The organism is Spongiactinospora rosea (genome assembly GCF_003315795.1).
Classification (GTDB): domain Bacteria; phylum Actinomycetota; class Actinomycetes; order Streptosporangiales; family Streptosporangiaceae; genus Spongiactinospora; species Spongiactinospora rosea.
This window is the reverse complement of the sequence record NZ_QMEY01000020.1, coordinates 50,030-66,361: the sequence shown is the minus strand read 5'-3', so window position 1 is coordinate 66,361 and position 16,332 is coordinate 50,030. Positions and strand designations below refer to the sequence as shown.

Here is a 16,332-nt window from a genome sequence, read left to right as displayed (position 1 = left end):
TCCTTCAAGAAAACGGGAGCCCGACTCGGCAACCGATCGTTTCACGATATGGCCCCGCCGTTTCATTGTCAACGTTTCAGCCGCTTGGAGGGCCTATCCGGCCGGGCCCATATTTCATGATCGCCATGACCGGCCGGATCGCCGGTAGGCGGCGTATTCAGGCAGGCCGAATCGACCCTTGACAGTGTCGTTCGGGATGGAAAGGCGCAGGCTCAGATGATGCCCGTAGCGGCGAACCGGCCGCCGCCGGTTCCATGGCGCGAACCGGCGGTCTCGCCGTCGATCAGTGGGTGCGAATGCGCTTGGAGATGTCCTCGGCGGTGCGGGCCACCAGGCTCTCGAACTCACGGCGGCGATCGTCGTTGATCCGCGACGCGGGGGAGAGCACGCTCAGGGCCGCGACCACATGGCCGCGATCGTCGAACACCGGCGCGCTGACGCCCACCGCGCCGACGACCCGCTCTCCCGCGCTGTACGCCGTCCCGCGCCGGCGCACCGAGTCCAGCTCCTGGCGCAGCACTTCGAGGTCGGTGATCGTGCTCGGCGTCATCGGCCGCAGATCGACGGTGCGCAGCAGGTCGCCCAGCTCATCGGGGGGCAGGAACGCCAGCAGCACCTTGCCCGCCGACCCGATGTGGATGCCCGTGGCCACGCCGAGCCCGGCGGTGTAGCGGATCGGCTGCGGGCTCGGCAGCTCCTCGATGCACATCCGGGACAGGCCCGCGCGCACGTGCACCGTGATCGTCTCTCCGGTGGCGGCGCGCAGCGCCTTCAGGTCAGTGTCGGCGTCGAACGGGAATCCGGCCCGCAGGTCGATGAGGCCGGACATCATGTGGAAGCAGCCCGGACCGAGCCGGTACTCCCCGTTGGGCGCCTGCAGCACCATGCCCTTGTTCTTCAGGGTCGTCAGGATGCGGTACGTCGTGGCCTTGGACAGCAGGGCCGCCGAGCTGACCTCGCTCAACTGCCCGGGCCCGTCGCCGAGCACCATCAGGATGTCCACGGCTCGCGCGACCGACCGGACAGGGGCGACACTCTGTCCCTCGGACCCGGCCGGGGACGACTCGTCGTCGATCTCGTCCACGTTCACCCCGTTCACGCTCCCCTGCCGTCCTGTACCGCCGCGACGAAGGCGGCCACCACGTCCTCGGTGGCGGAGCCGGGACCAAAGTAGCGGTACACGCCCGCGTCGAGCATCCTACTGATCTCGTCTGGTTCGTCGATTCCGCCGGCGATCACCGGAATGTCTGCAGCGTCGCGTTCGCGCAGTTTGCCGACCAGCCCTGTGGAGAAGTATCCCAGACCGCCGCTGAGGCAGCTCACGCCGATGACGTCGGCGTCCTCCGCGATGGCGGTCGCGACGATGGCGTCGTTGGGCACCCGCTTGCCGAGGTACACCACCTCGAACCCGCTGTCCCGCAGCGCCCTGGCGACCAGGTTGACGCCCACGTCGTGCCCGTCCAGGCCCACCTTGGCCAGCACCACGCGCAGCGGCCGGGCGGCGGTCATCGGGCGAACCCCCGGCCGGTGGCCTCGGTGATCTCCTGCCCGGTGGCCCCGGCCCGCAACGCCGCGACGGTCGGCGGCACCAGGTTGCCGGTACTGGCGGCCACGGCCTCCACCTGGTCCAGCGCCGAGCGCACGAGCCGCTGGTCGCGATCGCGGCGGTGCGCGATCACCCGGTCCCTGGCGGTCTTCTCGACCTGCGCGAAGTCGATCTCGCCGGTGCTGTTGCCGCCGAACAGCTTCGGCCCGTGCGCGCTGCGCAGCAGGTTGGCGCCCACCATGACCCGCTCGCCCTGAGCCAGTTGACGTTGCCGGGTGCCGCGCAGCTCGTCGATGCGGGCGCTGATGTAGCCGTCGTGCAACGCCCCCAGCCCGCCGCCGTGATCGTCGATGCGCCGCAGCTCCGCCGTTATGCCCGCCGCGACCTGTTCGTCCAGGTCGGCGAGCTTGTGGCTGCCCGCGAGCGGGTCCACGGTGGCCATCGCGCCGTGCTCGTAGGCCACCACCTCCATGGTGCGCAGCGCCAGCGCCGCCGCGTCGGCGGACGGGATGCGCAGCGCCTCGTCGTACGCGCTGGCGCACAGGTAGTCGACCCCGCCGAGCATCGAACCGAGCACGCTCAGAGTGATCCGCGGGATGTTGACCAGCGGCTCGTCCGCCGACTCCAGCCCGTGCGCGTAGCCCATCAAGGTCATCGCCGGCTGCTCGCGGACCGGCAGGTCGTAGCGCCGTTCGACCAGCTCGGCCCAGACCGTCCGGGCGGTGCGGAACAGCGCCGCGCTGACGTAGAGGTCGCTGCGCTCGTTGAGGAAGAACATCATGTGCGCGAGCGCGTCGCGTACCTCGTAGCCGCGCCTGACCAGCTCGTCCAGGTAGACCTGGGCGTTGGCGAAGGCCATCGCGGTCGCGACGACGGGCCCGGCGCCCGCGACGTCGAGGTGGTTGGAGCACACGGTCAGCGCCGCGCCGGGCAGCCGGTTGTCGATGGCGAAGGCGACGCAGTCGCAGGCGATGCGCACCGCCTGCTCGGGGGTGAAGATCTCCGTGCCGCGCGCGGTGAACTCTTTCAGCGGGTCGTTCTGCATGACCAGGCGCACGTCGTCGGCTCCGGCGTCGGTCAGCACGCAGTGCACCATGCCGAGCCCGATGTGCCCGATCGAGTTGGCCAGCAGCCCGACGCTGTCCACGCGGCCGAAGTCCAGCCGGGAGCAGATCTCGGCGAAGTCCGCCAGCGTCGCGCAGGAGACCCCGGCGCGGCCGACCTGGGCGTGCGCCAGCTCGTGGTCGGGATCGAAGCCCAGCTGGGCGGGCAGGTCGGCGGCCAGCAGGAACGACTCGGCGCCCAGGTCCTGCAGCAGCGCCAGCCGCCGGGCCGTCATGTCCGGGGTGCCCAGCCCGGAGTACACCATGAACCGGGGGCGGTACGGCCCGGGGGAGGCGGCGAGCCCGTCGCCCCACTGTTCCAGTGCGGCCGATCCGCCGCCGCCGTACCTGCGCCGGATCGGCACCTCGCCGTCGTTGGCCCGGGTCAGCACCTCGTCGAGGCGTGCCTTGCCGTCGTCCATGTCAGCCGCCCGTTTCGTCCGACGATACCCTCGTTTCATCTTGCCGTTCGCCGGTCGGCTCCGGCAAGCCCGCAGGGGTGAACCAGTACCGGGCCGCGCTCACGCGAACGGTGACCGGGCAGGGCACCGCCTCGGTGTCGTCCAGCCCCAGGATCTGACCGAACACCACCGGACCGTCGTCGAGTCGTACCTGCCCCAGCATGTAGGGGGCCTCCAGCCCGGGGCGGGGCACCATCACGCGGGTGCAGCTCACCAGCGTGCCCGAGCGGGCGAAGGCGCCGAGCCGGACGTCCGCGCCGCCGCAGCGATGACACACCGCGCGCGCGGGCCATGCCGTGGCGCCGCAGTCCGCGCAGCGCCCGCCGACCAGCGCGGCGGCCGCGAGGTCGAAGCGCGGGCGCTCGCCGGTCGGGGCGCTGTCGAGCGCGTCCGCTAGATCCATCGTTGCGTCCGTTCCAGGAGGTGTACGTTGACCGCGGCCGATTCGCCCTCCAGCCAGCCGCCGCTGTTCTGGGCCAGCGCGATGCGCGGGCGGTGGACCTGCCGCTCGCCCGCCTCGCCGCGCAACTGCCAGGTCAGCTCGGCCAGCTGGGCCAGCCCGGTGGCACCCACCGGATGCCCGCGCGAGGCCAGGCCGCCGCTGGGATTGATCGGCAGGCGGCCGTCCAGGGCGGTCGCGCCGCTGCGGAAGAACGGGGCCGCGTCGCCGGGCGGGCAGAAGCCCAGTTGCTCGGCGTAGAGCAGTTCGGCCGGGGCCATGGCGTCGTGCACCTCGGCGACATCGACGTCCGCGGGGCCGACCCCCGCCTGTTCGTAGGCGAGCTGCGCGCATCGGGTCGCGCCCGACGGGCCGCCGTCCGGGTCCAGCGTGAAGCCGGACGTGGACGCCGAGGCCAGTACGCGTACCGTCGGGCGTCCCGGTTGCCGCAGTGCCCCGTCGCGAGCCAGCACCACGGCCGCCGCGCCGTCGCAGATCGAGCTGCACATCAGCAGGGTGAGCGGATCGGCGATCATGCGCGACTCCAGCACCTGCTCGGCGGTGACCGGCTTCTGATGCTGGGCGTAGGGGTTGCGGGCGCCGTTCGCGTGGCTCTTCACCGCGACCTCGGCCAGGTCCTGGCGGGTGATCGACCCGTCGGCCAGCCGCGGTCGCAGCCGCAGCCCGTACACGGCCGTGAACTGGATGCCCAGACCGGAGACGACGTCCAGGTCGGCGGCCGACTCCAGCGCGTCCAGCGTCCGGGAACGGTCGGCGACGAACATCTTCTCGAAGCCGACCGCCAGCGCGACGTCGGCCGCGCCGGACCGGATCGCCATGACCGCCTGGGCGAACGCGGTCGAGCCGCCCGCGCAGGCGTTCTCGACGTTGACGACCGGCACGCCCTCGATCCCGATCTCGCGCAGCACGGTCTGCCCGCGGACCATCTCCTGGCCCTGCAACATGCCGGCCATGGCGTTGGCGGAGTACACCATCTGCACGCCCTGCGGCCCGATGCCGGCGTCGAGCAGCGCGCGCAGCCCGGCCACCCGGGCCAGGTCCTTGAGCGACCTGTCGGAATGGCGGCCGAACGGGTGCACGCCCACACCGGCGATCACCACGTCGTCAGCCATGGGACGACTCCGCCGGTCGGCCGGTCCCGTCCAGGGCCGCGCGGATGGCGTTGCGGTCCACCTTGCCGTAGGCGTTGCGCGGAATCCGCGACCAGACCGCCACCCGTCTCGGCACCCGGATGCCCAGCCGCGGCCGGGCGAAGGCCAGCAGTTCCTCGACGTCGAGCCGGGCCCCGGCGGACGGGCGCACCACCGCGGTCACCGCGTCCCCCCAGCGTTCGTCCGGCATCCCCAGCACCACGACCTCCTCGACGTCCTGGAAGGCGGCCAGGACGTCCTCGACCTCGCGAGGCGCCACATTGAATCCTCCGGTGTTGATCATTTCGTCCCGGCGGCCGCGCAGGTACACGAAGCCGCGTTCGTCGGTGATCGCGAGGTCCTTGGTGCGCAACCAGCCGTCGCGCAGCACCTCGGCGGTCTCGGCCGGCTTGCCGTGGTAGCCGCTCATCAGATGGTTGCCCCGCACGTACACCTCGCCCAGCTCGCCGGGGCCGACCTGGACTCCGTCGCCGTCGCGGACCTCCACCGCGACGCTGCGCCAGGGCCGGCCGGCCGACAGGCGCGCCGACTCATCGAGGTGATCGCGCTTTTGCAGGCAGGTGATGGTGACCGGCGCCTCGGACTGGCCGTAGTCCTGCACGAGCGTGGGGCCGAAGCGCTCCACCGCGAGGTTCAGCAGCGCCGGGGCGATGCCCGACGCGCCGTACACGATGGACTCGAACCCCCACTCCGCGCCGCGTCCGGCGGACGGCTCGGCGGCGAGAATGGCCTCCAGCATGGTCGGCACGGCCTTCAGGGTGCGCATCGCCGGGTTCCGCGAGAGGTGCCACACCTGTTCGGGATCGAAGTGCCGCATGACGTGGACGCCCGCGCCGGACATCAGGTACGGCAGCACGAAGTACCCGGCGCCGTGCGAAATGGGCTGGGTGAGCAGGATCTGCTCCTCCGGGACGACCGGGCCGAGCTCCAGCAGCAGGTTGAGGGCGACCTCCCGGATCGCCCGGTGCGAGAGCACGACCCCCTTGGGGCGGCCGGTGGTGCCGGAAGTGTAGGAGATCCAGGCGACGCCCTCGGGGTCGGTGTCGCGGATCCGGGGGGCGGCGGGCGCGTCCGCGACGAGTGATTCGACGCTGTGCCCGCCGCTCAGGGCGTCGCCGTCCAGGGCGATGGGTACTACGCCCGGCTCTTCGGCCAGCGCCGCGGCGTGCTCCGCGAACTCGGCCGAGTAGAACAGCGCGGCCAGGCCGGCGTCCGCGGCCATGTACCGGAAGTCCTCCAGGTGCAGCCGCGCGTTGAGCGCGACGCGCACCCGCCGCCCGAGCGCCAGGGCGACGTCCGCCTCCACGTATTCCGTGCGGTTCCCGGACAGGATGCCGACCGCTGCGCCAGGCGGGACGCCCAGGCGGTCCAGCCCGTTCGCCAGGCCTTCGCCTCGCCGGATGAGCTGCGCATGAGTGCGGACGGTCCGGCCGTCATCGACCGCGAGCGCGTCCGGGTACATCCGGGCGGCTCTGCGCAGTAGGTACGCGATGTCCAGGACGGCCCCCTCGTTTCATTGTGCAGACTGGCCATTTCGCATCACGATACTTGGCGGCCCGCTCAGGCACAATCGCCGGTCGGGCCCGCCGTGCCGCGCAGCGCCTCCTCGACCGCGGCGCCCACGGCCAGGACCAGGCCCTCCGCGTGCCGGGCCCCGACGATCTGCAACCCCACCGGCAGGCCGCGAGAGGTCGTCCCGGCAGGGACGCTGAGCGCCGGTTGCTGGGACAGGCTGAACGGCAAGGTGAAGGGCGTCCACTCCAGCCAACTGCGCGCGCCGCTGCCCGGCGGCACGTCGTGCCCGGCCGCGAACGGCTCGATCGGCACGGTCGGCGTGAGCAGCACGTCGTACTCCCGGTGGAAGGCGCCCATCGCGGTACCGATGCCGAGCGCCGCCCGGCGCGCGATGAGATAGTCGGCGACCGAGTGGCGGGAGCCCTGCTCGATCAGCTCCGCAAGTCCTTGATCGATTCCATGGGGTGAACCGCCCAGTTGCGAATGCAGCAGCGGCGCCATGCCGGTCGACCACAGCACGGTGAAGACGTCCAGCGGGTCGGAGAACGGCGGATCGACCGCCTCCACCACGACGCCCGCCTCGCCCAGGGCGGTCACCGCGGCCTCGGCCACCTTCGCGACCTCGGGTTCCACCCGGGCGTACCCCAGTGTGGGGGAGTAGGCGGCGCGCAGCCCGCGCACCGGGCGGCGCATCCCGGCGAGGTAGGAGCCGGTGGGCGGCGGCAGCGCGTTCGGGTCGCGGTCGTCGGGGGCGGCCAGCACGTCGAGAAGGGCCGCGACGTCGGCGACGGTCCGTGCCATCGGCCCGGCGCACCCGAGCCGGTCGAGGTCGCTGGCCGGGTAGATGGGGATGCGCCCGTACGTCGGCTTGAGGCCGACGACCCCGCAGAACGCGGCGGGGATGCGGGTCGAGCCCGCGGCGTCGGTCGCCACCGAGAGCGCGCCCATCCCGGCGGCCAGCGCGGCGCCGCTGCCGCCGCTGGATCCCCCCGCGGTCAGCGTGGGATCGATCGGGTTCCTGGTCACGCCGTCGATGGGGTTGTCGGTGACCGCCTTCCACCCGAACTCCGGAGTGGTGGTCTTCCCCAGCAGCACCACGCCCGCCTCGCGCAACCGTGCCGCGACCGGGCTGTCCACCGTCCACGGCTGATCGGGATCCACGCGCCGGGAGCCGCGCAGGGTCGGCCAGCCCGCGGTGAGGAACAGGTCCTTGATCGATGTCGGCACCCCGTCCAGCGGGCCGAGGGCCTCGCCGCGCCGCCACCTGTGGTGGGACGCCTCGGCCTGGGCGAGCGCGCCCTGCTCGTCCACCAGGCAGTAGGCGCGCAGCGCCGGATTGTCCTGGCTGATGCGTTCGAGCGCGGCCCGAGTCGCATCGACAGGGCTCACCCGGCCACTGCGATATGCCGCGGCCAAGGCGATGGCCGAGGCCCGCACCACCTCTTCCTGCTGCATCGGCGCCTCCTCCTGCTAGACCACTAGATGAAATGAAGGTATCGCGATATGGTTTTTCGAAGAAGGGGGTGCAGTGAAGGAGAACGTACAGATCTCGCTCGTGCAGTTCAGCAGCGAAATGCTCGCGCCGGAGCGCAACGCCGAGCGGATGGCGGAACTGGTCCTCGACGAAGCGGATCGGCACCGCGCCGAACTGGTGGTCTTCCCCGAACTCAGCAACACCGGATACGTGCAGTCGGCGCGCGACGACGACTTCGCCCGCCGTCTCTACGCCGCTTCTGAGACGGTGCCCGGCCCGACCACGGAGCGGCTGGCCGACGCGGCCCGGCGGTCCGGGGCGCACGTGGTGGCCGGGATCTCGCAGCGGCACCCGCGGATCCCCGACCTGCTGTACAACGCGGCCGTGCTGATCGATCCGGACGGCGAGATCGCCGGGGTGCAGCACAAGGTGCACGCCTGCCGGGACGAGAAGGAGTACTACGTCCCCGGCGACCGCGTCGCCACCTTCGCCACCTCGCTCGGCCGGATCGGGCTGCAACTCTGCTACGACGTCCGGTTTCCCGAACTTGCCCGCGTCCAGGCGCTCGACGGCGCCGAGATCATCCTGTCGCTGTGGGCGGCCGCCGTGCAGCCGGGCCACGTGCCCGAGGGCAGCATCATCGCCCGGTGCGCGACCCGGGCCATGGAGAACGCGCTGTTCTTCGCCGGGTGCAACCGGACCGGCACCGACGACGGCCAGGTGTTCTTCGGGCGCAGCGCCATCGCCGGCCCGGACGGCGGCACCCTCGCCGCCTCGGGCAGCGACCGCGAGGAGAGCATCCGCGCCACCCTGGTGGCCGACCGGCTCTCCGCGCAGCGCCGGTACCTGACCCTCTTCCGCGACCGCAGGCCGGAGCTGTACGCGCCGATCACCGCGCCGCTGTCGGACCCGGCCACGACTCTCACCGGGACGGCCTGACATGACCATGCCACTGCACCGTGTCGGCCCGTTCGAAGTCGGCGCCCTCGGCCTGGGATGCATGGCGATGAGCGACTACTACGGCACCCAGGACGAATCGGAATCCCTGGCCACCGTCCACCGCGCCCTGGACCTCGGTGTGACCCTGCTCGACACCGCCGACGCGTACGGGTCGGGCGCGAACGAGGAACTGGTCGGCCGGGCGATCAAGGGCCGCCGTGACCAGGTCGTGCTCGCCACCAAGTTCGGCGTGGTCCGGCAGGGCGGCCGGACCACCGGCGTCTGCGGCCGCCCCGACTACGTCCGCTCGGCCTGCGAGGCGTCGCTGCGCCGCCTCGGCGTCGAGCACATCGACCTGTACCAGCAGCATCGGGTGGATCCGGAGGTGCCGATCGAGGACACCGCCGGGGCGCTCGCCGAACTCGTCGCCGAGGGCAAGGTGCGCCACATCGGCCTCTCGGAGGCGTCCGCGGAGACGATCCGGCGCGCCCACGCCGTGCACCCGATCGCCACGCTGCAGAACGAGTGGTCGCTGTGGTCGCGCGACATCGAGCACGACCAGCTCGCATTGTGCCGCGAGCTGGGGATCGGCATAGTGCCCTACTCGCCGCTGGGCCGCGGTTTCCTGACCGGTAAGTACCGTTCGGCGGGCGACTTCGATGGCGACGACTTCCGCCGGGTGGCCCAGCCGCGCTTCGCCGAAGGGAACCTGCAGCACAACCTGGCGATCGTCGACGCCCTGACCGAGCAGGCGACCCGGCTCGGCATCACCCCGGCCCGGCTCGCGCTGGCCTGGCTCCTCGCCCAGGGCCAGGACGTGGTGCCGATCCAGGGGGCGACCACGCGCGCCCAGCTCGAAGAGAACCTTGGCGCGGCCTCGGTCACCCTCACCGCCGCCGACATCGCGGCGGCCGCCGCCGCCGTCCCGGCCGACGCCATCGCGGGCGAGCGCTACGCGCCGGACCGCATGAGGCTCCTGGACGACTGAGCCCCGGCCGTGGCCGCGGCCGGCGGTTGAGATTCGCTAGCCGCACCACTTCGCCAGGGCGTCGCGCAGGGCGTCCGTGTCGGCCCGGCCGCGAGGGGCGGCCCAGGCGATGTGGCCGTCGGGGCGGATGAGCACCGCTTCGGGGGCCTCGACCTCGCCCAGCAGCGGTACGGTCCACCGATCCTGGGCACAGCGCGCGGTCACCGTGTCGACCCGGCCGGCCCGGTCCTGGGTGAGCGCCGAGAGGCCGGCGTCGCTCCCGAGGTCGAGCAGCACGGGACGGGCCGCGTGCAGCAGCGCGTACGAGCGGGTCGGGCCGGGCGCCTGGAGGTCGACGTCGGGCATGCGCAGCCCGAGCAGCGGGTGGTCGCCGACGCCCATCTCGTAGCGGATGTCCAGGGCGGCGATCATGTTGCTGAGCTCGTCGTTGACCGGAGCCAGCTCGATCAGCCGGGCCATGGTCTCGCGGAGGGCCTCGGCCTGCCACCCCGGCGCGGAGAGCCTGGTCTGCGCCCGGGTGTTCTGCAGGACCCGGGCGGCCACGGGGTGCCGTTCGGTCTGGTAGGTGTCCAGCAGGTCCGGGCTCGCGTGGCCGTTCACGACGGCGGCGAGCTTCCAGCCGAGGTTGACCGCGTCCTGGACACCGGTGTTGAGGCCCTGGCCGCCGGCGGGGAAATGGACGTGGGCGGCATCGCCCGCCAGCAGCACGCGCCCCCGGCGGTAGCGTTCGGCCTGGCGGGCGGTGTCGCCGAACCAGGAGATCCAGCGCGGGGCGTGCATCCCGAAATCGGTTCCCGCGATCTTCGTCATCGACGCGCGAAGGTCCTCAAGGGTGCAGGGCGCGCTGCGGTCGGCGACATGGGAGTAGTCGTAGGTGATCACCCGGTGCCAGCCAGGCTCGAACGCGAGGACCCAGTAGGAGCCGTTGTCGCGGCGTTCCAGAGTGAAGCGCCCCGGCGGAGGGTCGGTCAGTACGACGTCACCGAGCATCGCGGTCAGCGTCGCGCCGGTGCCGGGGAAGCCGATGCCCTGCGACTGCCGGACCGTGCTCCTGCCGCCGTCGCAGCCCACCAGGTAGCGGGCCCGGATCGTCTCGGTGGCGCCGTCGCCGTCACGTACGTCGACCTCGACCCCGTCGGCGTCCTGGCGCGTCGCGGTGATCGTGCGCCCGCGTTGGACCTGGACGCCGAGGTCGGCCGCGTGCGCCTCGAGCAGGCTTTCGCTCTGATATTGCAGGAGCTGCAGCAGGTACGGGTGACGGGTGGCCAGGCCGGTGAAGTCCAGCGGCAGCTCGGCGAAGTGCCCGCCCTGGAGCCTGCGCCCCTCGGCGAGGAAAGGGCCGAGAATGCCGCGCTGATCAAGGATCTCCAGTGTCCGGGCGTGCATGCCTCCCGCGCGGGACTCGGCGGTCGGCTCGGTACGCGACTCCAGCACCACCGCCTCGACACCCGCCAGCCGCAGCTCCCTTGCCAGCATGAGGCCGGTCGGCCCGGCTCCTGCGATCACGACGTCGTGGTCGGTCATGTGATCCCTCCAGCCACCCTGAACGGTGATAAGCTCTGCCTGAACGCTTCTCAATATCTACTGAGCAGTGTTCAGGTGTCAAGGAGGATCATGAGCGAGACGAAGATCAGCCCACAGACGATCGCGCGGACCTCGCTGCGGTTGCTCAACGAGACCGGCCTGGACGGGCTGTCCATGCGACTGGTCGCCAAGGAGCTGGGAGTGCGCGTCAGCGCCCTCTACTGGCACGTCCGCAACAAACAGGAGTTGCTGGACACGATCGCCGAGACCCTGTTCCTCGACGCGATCGACGGCCTGGAGGCCCCGGCGCGCAGCCAGTCATGGGACGACTGGCTGCGCGCCCAGGCCGGACGGCTGCGACATGGCATGCTGCGATACCGGGACGGGGCGCGGGTGTTCGCCGGCACGCACCTCACCCATCCGGCGCTGTTCCGTATGACGGAGCTGACCTTCCGCACCCTCATGGACGAGGGCTTCACGCTGAGCCAGGCATCGAGCGGCTACCACGCGCTCTACCACTACACCGTGAGCTACACCATCGAGGAACAGGCGAGACAGGGATCGGGCTACGGCGAGGAGAATCCCTACCAGCGGCCGCTGGAGGTGGACCCGGCCAGATACCCGCTCTCGGCACAGATCCTCGGCGGGAGATGGCAGGAAGACCCGGACGCGGGATTCGAGGACGGCGTCAGGTTGATACTGGCCGGTATGAAAGCGACCCGTGCCATCGCCTGAGGGCCGTGCCACGGCCGGCCGTCGTGCTCCCGGCCCGGAGTCCTCGGGCCGGTGAGCGACGACCCCGGCCATGAGACGTTCCGGCACACCGCCAGGGGCCGCCTCGAAGTGACCGGCATGAACGCCGGTCGCCGGTCCTTCAGAGCGTGACCACGATCTTTCCGCGCTGCAGGCCCGCCTTCATGCGTTCGTACGCGGCGACCGCCTCCTCCAGCGGGTACACCCGGTCGATGACCGGGCGGCCGAGCCTGCCGTCGGCGATCCGCTCGGTCACGAAGGCGATCCCGCGCCGCAGGGACTCGGGGTCGCGGACCTCGTTGATCAGCGAGTAGCCGTACAGGCCCGCCCTGCGGTGCACGAGCGACAGGATCGGGAAGCTCACGTCGTTCGTGCCCGACAGTCCCCCGTGAACGTACGCGATCCCGTTGAAGGCGAGCGCGTTCACGTACTCGGCGACGAATCCGCCGCCCACGCCGTCCGAGATGAGCCGGACGCCCTCCCCGCCGGTGATCGACATGATCGCCGCGGTGACGTCCTCCTCCGCCGTCGCGACCGTGGCGTCCGCGCCCTGTTCCATGAGGAAGTCGCGTTTCGCCGAGGTGCGCGTGGTGGCGATGACGCGCGCGCCGAGAGTCTTCGCGATCCGGATCGCGCCGAGGCCCGTGCCGCCGGACGCCGCCGTGATCAGCACCCAGTCGCCCGCGGCGACGGGGAAGATCTCCTTCATCGGGTAGTACGCCGTCAGGTACTGCATCCAGAAGCCCGCCGCCTCGGCCGCCGACCAGCCCTCCGGCCACGGCGTCGTGAACTCCTCGCGGGCCAGGGCGTACTCGTTGGCGCAGGAGTACGGGCCGTCGATGTTCGGGACGGTGCTCACCCGGTCGCCGGCCTTGAAGCGCGTCACGCCAGAGCCGACCGCCGCCACGATGCCGCTCGACTCGTAGCCGAGCCGCATCGGCAGGTCCGAACGCGTGTAGTGGCGGTTGTTCATCAGCAGAATGTCGGCCTGGTTCAGGCCGTACGCGGACACCCGGATGGAGGCCTCGCCGGGACCGGGTTCGGGAACGTCGAGATCGCGGATGACGAGGCCGAGCCCGGACTCGTCGCCCTCGCCGGCGCGATCGTAGACAAGGGCGCGCATGGCCTGTCGCGGTGCTTCGGGCATGGGTGTACTCCTCGGTTCTTTGCGGGGGGTCATGTGCGGGTGGCGGGTCTGCGGTGGTCCCGGCGGACGGTCCCGCCCTGAATGACCATCGCCAGGTTGCCGGAGTAGCGCGTGAAGTCCCACGCGTCCCCGTCCAGGACGATCAGGTCGGCCGCGCACCCCACCGCGATCCGGCCGACGTCATCGAGTTCGAGCAAACCGGCGGCCGATCCGGTCGCGGCGTGCAGGGCCTGCGGCGGGGTCATCCCGGCCTGGACCAGCATCGTCAGCTCGCGGTGACTCGATCCGTGGGCGAAGACGCCACTGTCGGTGCCGCCCGCGTCCCGCGCGGTCGTCACGCCGCTGTCGAGGAGCCTGCGGAGGTTGCCGATCGCCTCGTAGAACGGCAACGAGAACGGCTGACTCTGGATCTTCGCGAAGTCCATGCCGGCGAACATGGCGTGGACGTGGGCGTCGATCAGCCCCGGCGCCACGAGCGCGCCGGTGGCATCGATCACCTCGTCGCCGTCGAGTCCCGTGCCCAGCGCCGCGATCCGGCCCGATTCGATGGCGATGTCGGTGAGGGTCGTCTCGGCGCCGCTGCCGTCGAACACCCGCCCGCCGCGCAGGACCGTCCTGGTCACCGCGACATCTCCTCGACCGGGCGATACTCCATGTCGTAGCCGAAGTGGCGCGGCCCGGCGAGCTCGATGCCCGCCGCGGTCCGCCAGCGGGGGTCGCAGGGCAGCCCGACGACCGCGACGCGGTAGCCGTACCGGATCTCCTCGGCCGGAATCGGCTCGCCGGTGTCGATCTCCATCGACATGATGAGGTCGGGGCTGGTGGCGACCACCTGCCCGTCGCGTTCGGCGGCCAGGTTCTCGTTCTGGAAGTGCACGGTCATCCGGCGCCCGCGGTACTCGTCGAGCCCGCTCAGGTGGGCCTTCCCGATCGTCCAGCCCCGCTCGTTGCGCCGCTCGACCTCCTCCACCTTCCCGGTGAACAGCAGCACGCCCCGCTGCTTGGCGAGCACGGCCGCCACGGGGGAGGTGTGCGCGGCCCGCGCCTCCCGGATCGTCCGGCCGAGGTCTTCGGCGAGCGAGATCGCGCCGTGGACCAGGCGTTCCTTGGCCTCGGCCCCGGTCATCGGATACAGCGCCGTGGCGGCGTTCGCCCCGCTGGCCCCCACGGCCGCCCGGGTGTACGCCTCCGCCCACGCGTTCGTCGCGCTGGTGAGGTACATGACGTTGCCGTGCTCGTCGGCCATGACCATCGGCGTGGCGCGGCCACCGTAGAGCGTCGGCGTGACCAGTTGCAGCTCGGGGAAGGCACGGCCCATCCCGTCGGCGTCCACGATCGGCACGCCCGCCGCCGCGGCGGTCGTGAACGGCGTCACCGCGTTGAGCCCGCCCGCCTCGGCGGCGCAGACGTAGGCGAACGTCTGCCCGGTGAGGCGTTCCAGCTCGCGGAGCACCCGCACGTACTCCTCCGCGCGCGGCAGCTTCTCGATGAGGACGCCCGGCGCGCCCAGCCCGGCGATGAAGACCACGTTCGCGTCGTCGGGGACCTCCTCGATGTCCACGAGCGGGACCGGGCCGTGCCGCCGGATCGCCTCGCGGGCGAGCAGCATGCCGATGTACGGGTCGCCTCCGCCGCCGGAGCCGAGCACCGTGGAACCGAGGGTGATGTCGGCGAGCGCCGCTTCGTCGATGAGTCGCATGGTCAGCGTCCTTCCGGGGTCGTGACGAGGTCGCGGAACGGCCCGACGGCCTTCACCTTGATGCGCACCGCCATGCCTCCCGGCAGGTGCGTGAGCGGGACGTCGTCGGTGTCGATGATCCGCACGGAGTCCGGGTCGGCGCCCGCCGCGACGGCGCGCGCGACCGCTTCGGCCTTGGCGGTTTCCAGGGCGGCGGCACGGGTCGTCCCGGTGAGCGTGTACACCCGGTCCACCTCGCCGCCCGCCTCCGCGAAGGCGGCGCCGACGGCGTTCGCGACGCCCGCGTGCTCGGGGATGATGACGTCCTTGAAGCCGGGAAGGGCGGCGAGGAGCGGCCCGCCGCCCCCGACGACGATCACGGGGATGTCGCCCGCCGTCAGCTTGGCCTTGTCGATGGCCCGGACCAGCCGATCGGTCACGACGTCCAGCGCGCGCCGCACGGTTTCGGCGGGGAGGCCGGAGACCGCCGTGGGGTCCCCGATCGGGTCCGCGCCGCCCGCGACCGCGACGTCCGTGAACGTGAGCGTGTCGCCGCCGAACACCCGCGCCTCGGACATGATGCGGTAGCCGACGCTCTCCGGTCCGACCACCGCCCCGTCGCCGGTGACCTTCGTGCCGCCGCCGAGGGCCAGGGACAGGACGTCGGGCATCCGGAAGTTGCTCCGCACACCGGCCAGGCTCATCGCCACCGTGGACTCCCGGGGGAAGCCGTGCTGGAGCATTCCGATGTCGGAGGTGGTGCCGCCGACGTCGATGACCACGCCGTGGTCGAGGCCGGTCAGCAGGGCCGCTCCCCGCATCGAGTTGGTCGGCCCGGACGCGATCGTGAAGATGGGGAACAGCCGTGCCCGGTCGAGGGTCATGACGGTGCCGTCGTTCTGCGACAACAGGATCGGCGCGGAGATGCCGACGCCGGCGACGACCTCCTCCAGGCCGTCGATCACCCGGCCGGCCAGGTCGAGGAGCGCGGCGTTCAGGATCGTCGCGTTCTCGCGTTCCAGGAGACCGACCCTGCCGACGAGCATGGAGCGGGTGATCGACGCGTGCGGCAGCTCCTCGCGCAGGATCTCCTCCGCGCGGATCTCCGGATCCGGATTGACCGTCGAGAACACCGAGCTGAGGGCGATGTGCCGGACGCCGGAGGCGGCGATCCGCCGGGCGATCTCGCGCAGGCCCGGCTCGTCGAGTTCGTTGAGTGGCGAGCCGTCGAACTGCGACCCGCCGGCGCACACGAAGGTGCCCCCGTCCACGACCTCGCGCAGCCGGTCCGGCCAGTCGATCATCGGCATCAGCGACTGGGGCGGCGTGGCGAGCCGTACCGCCGCGACGCGTTCCAGGTCACGACCCTGGGCGATCGCGTTGATGAAGTGCGTGGTGCCGATGAAGACCGAGGCGATGTCGTCCACGGCCACGGCCTTCCGCACCTCGCCGAGCGCGGTGAGGATCCCCGACGTGACATCTTCCGACGTCGGGGCCTTGGTGGCGGCGACGACCCGGCTCCCATCGAGGACGACTGCGTCGGTGTTGGTCCCACCGACATCGATTCCGACGCGCAGCGGCACGTTGATCCTC

Annotated in this window: 15 protein-coding genes; 3 read left to right on the top strand and 12 right to left on the bottom strand. The window is 71.7% G+C overall.

The window, feature by feature from the left end; all coding sequences use genetic code 11:
- Positions 1–283: 283 nt before the first annotated feature.
- The 7 genes from DP939_RS33095 to DP939_RS33065 all read right to left on the bottom strand — a co-directional run bounded on the left by DP939_RS33095 (position 284) and on the right by DP939_RS33065 (position 7,691).
- Positions 284–1,099 (bottom strand): IclR family transcriptional regulator, encoded by an 816-nt coding sequence (locus DP939_RS33095; RefSeq protein WP_147268234.1) that lies wholly within the window; start codon positions 1,097–1,099, stop codon positions 284–286.
- A complete protein-coding gene (locus DP939_RS33090; protein WP_113984775.1) occupies positions 1,096–1,509 on the bottom strand; it encodes a cobalamin B12-binding domain-containing protein in 414 nt (137 codons plus the stop codon). Before DP939_RS33090 ends, DP939_RS33095 begins: the two co-directional genes overlap by 4 nt.
- Positions 1,506–3,071, bottom strand: coding sequence for a methylmalonyl-CoA mutase family protein (locus tag DP939_RS33085; RefSeq protein WP_158578825.1), 1,566 nt, complete (start codon positions 3,069–3,071; stop codon positions 1,506–1,508). Before DP939_RS33085 ends, DP939_RS33090 begins: the two co-directional genes overlap by 4 nt.
- A 1-nt stretch (position 3,072) precedes the next feature.
- Complete coding sequence (locus DP939_RS33080) at positions 3,073–3,513, bottom strand: Zn-ribbon domain-containing OB-fold protein (protein WP_113984773.1); 441 nt, start codon at positions 3,511–3,513, stop codon at positions 3,073–3,075.
- Complete coding sequence (locus tag DP939_RS33075) at positions 3,504–4,682, bottom strand: thiolase family protein (protein WP_113984772.1); 1,179 nt, start codon at positions 4,680–4,682, stop codon at positions 3,504–3,506. The genes DP939_RS33080 and DP939_RS33075 overlap by 10 nt, the downstream gene beginning before the upstream one ends.
- Positions 4,675–6,201 (bottom strand): AMP-binding protein, encoded by a 1,527-nt coding sequence (locus tag DP939_RS33070; RefSeq protein WP_263972364.1) that lies wholly within the window; start codon positions 6,199–6,201, stop codon positions 4,675–4,677. Before DP939_RS33070 ends, DP939_RS33075 begins: the two co-directional genes overlap by 8 nt.
- Positions 6,202–6,281: 80 nt before the next feature.
- Positions 6,282–7,691 (bottom strand): amidase, encoded by a 1,410-nt coding sequence (locus DP939_RS33065; RefSeq protein WP_113984770.1) that lies wholly within the window; start codon positions 7,689–7,691, stop codon positions 6,282–6,284.
- Positions 7,692–7,764: 73 nt separating this feature from the next.
- Between DP939_RS33065 and DP939_RS33060 the strand changes: the two genes are divergently transcribed.
- Both DP939_RS33060 and DP939_RS33055 read left to right on the top strand, forming a co-directional pair.
- Positions 7,765–8,649, top strand: a complete 885-nt coding sequence (locus tag DP939_RS33060; RefSeq protein ID WP_113984769.1) for a carbon-nitrogen hydrolase family protein — start codon at positions 7,765–7,767, stop codon at positions 8,647–8,649.
- Between the two features lies 1 nt (position 8,650).
- Positions 8,651–9,637 (top strand): aldo/keto reductase, encoded by a 987-nt coding sequence (locus DP939_RS33055; protein ID WP_225878650.1) that lies wholly within the window; start codon positions 8,651–8,653, stop codon positions 9,635–9,637.
- A 36-nt stretch (positions 9,638–9,673) separates the two neighbouring features.
- On the opposite strand, the gene DP939_RS33050 is transcribed toward DP939_RS33055, so the two are convergent.
- Entirely contained in the window at positions 9,674–11,161 is a 1,488-nt protein-coding gene (locus tag DP939_RS33050) for an FAD-dependent monooxygenase (protein ID WP_113984768.1), read from the bottom strand.
- Positions 11,162–11,251: 90 nt separating this feature from the next.
- Between DP939_RS33050 and DP939_RS33045 the strand changes: the two genes are divergently transcribed.
- The gene (locus tag DP939_RS33045; RefSeq protein ID WP_113984767.1) at positions 11,252–11,896 is read left to right on the top strand and encodes a TetR/AcrR family transcriptional regulator C-terminal domain-containing protein; all 645 of its coding nucleotides are present in this window, start codon (positions 11,252–11,254) and stop codon (positions 11,894–11,896) included.
- A gap of 139 nt (positions 11,897–12,035) precedes the next feature.
- On the opposite strand, the gene DP939_RS33040 is transcribed toward DP939_RS33045, so the two are convergent.
- From DP939_RS33040 to DP939_RS33025, 4 genes are read right to left on the bottom strand one after another with little or no spacing between them, the layout of a single operon-like run.
- Positions 12,036–13,061: a zinc-dependent alcohol dehydrogenase family protein gene (locus tag DP939_RS33040; protein ID WP_158578823.1), complete on the bottom strand. Its 1,026-nt coding sequence runs from the start codon at positions 13,059–13,061 to the stop codon at positions 12,036–12,038.
- A 29-nt stretch (positions 13,062–13,090) separates the two neighbouring features.
- Positions 13,091–13,684 (bottom strand): amidohydrolase family protein, encoded by a 594-nt coding sequence (locus DP939_RS33035; protein WP_113984765.1) that lies wholly within the window; start codon positions 13,682–13,684, stop codon positions 13,091–13,093.
- A complete protein-coding gene (locus DP939_RS33030; RefSeq protein ID WP_113984764.1) occupies positions 13,681–14,760 on the bottom strand; it encodes a DUF917 domain-containing protein in 1,080 nt (359 codons plus the stop codon). Before DP939_RS33030 ends, DP939_RS33035 begins: the two co-directional genes overlap by 4 nt.
- Positions 14,761–14,762: 2 nt before the next feature.
- Entirely contained in the window at positions 14,763–16,322 is a 1,560-nt protein-coding gene (locus DP939_RS33025; protein ID WP_225878649.1) for a hydantoinase/oxoprolinase family protein, read from the bottom strand.
- Positions 16,323–16,332 lie beyond the last annotated feature (10 nt).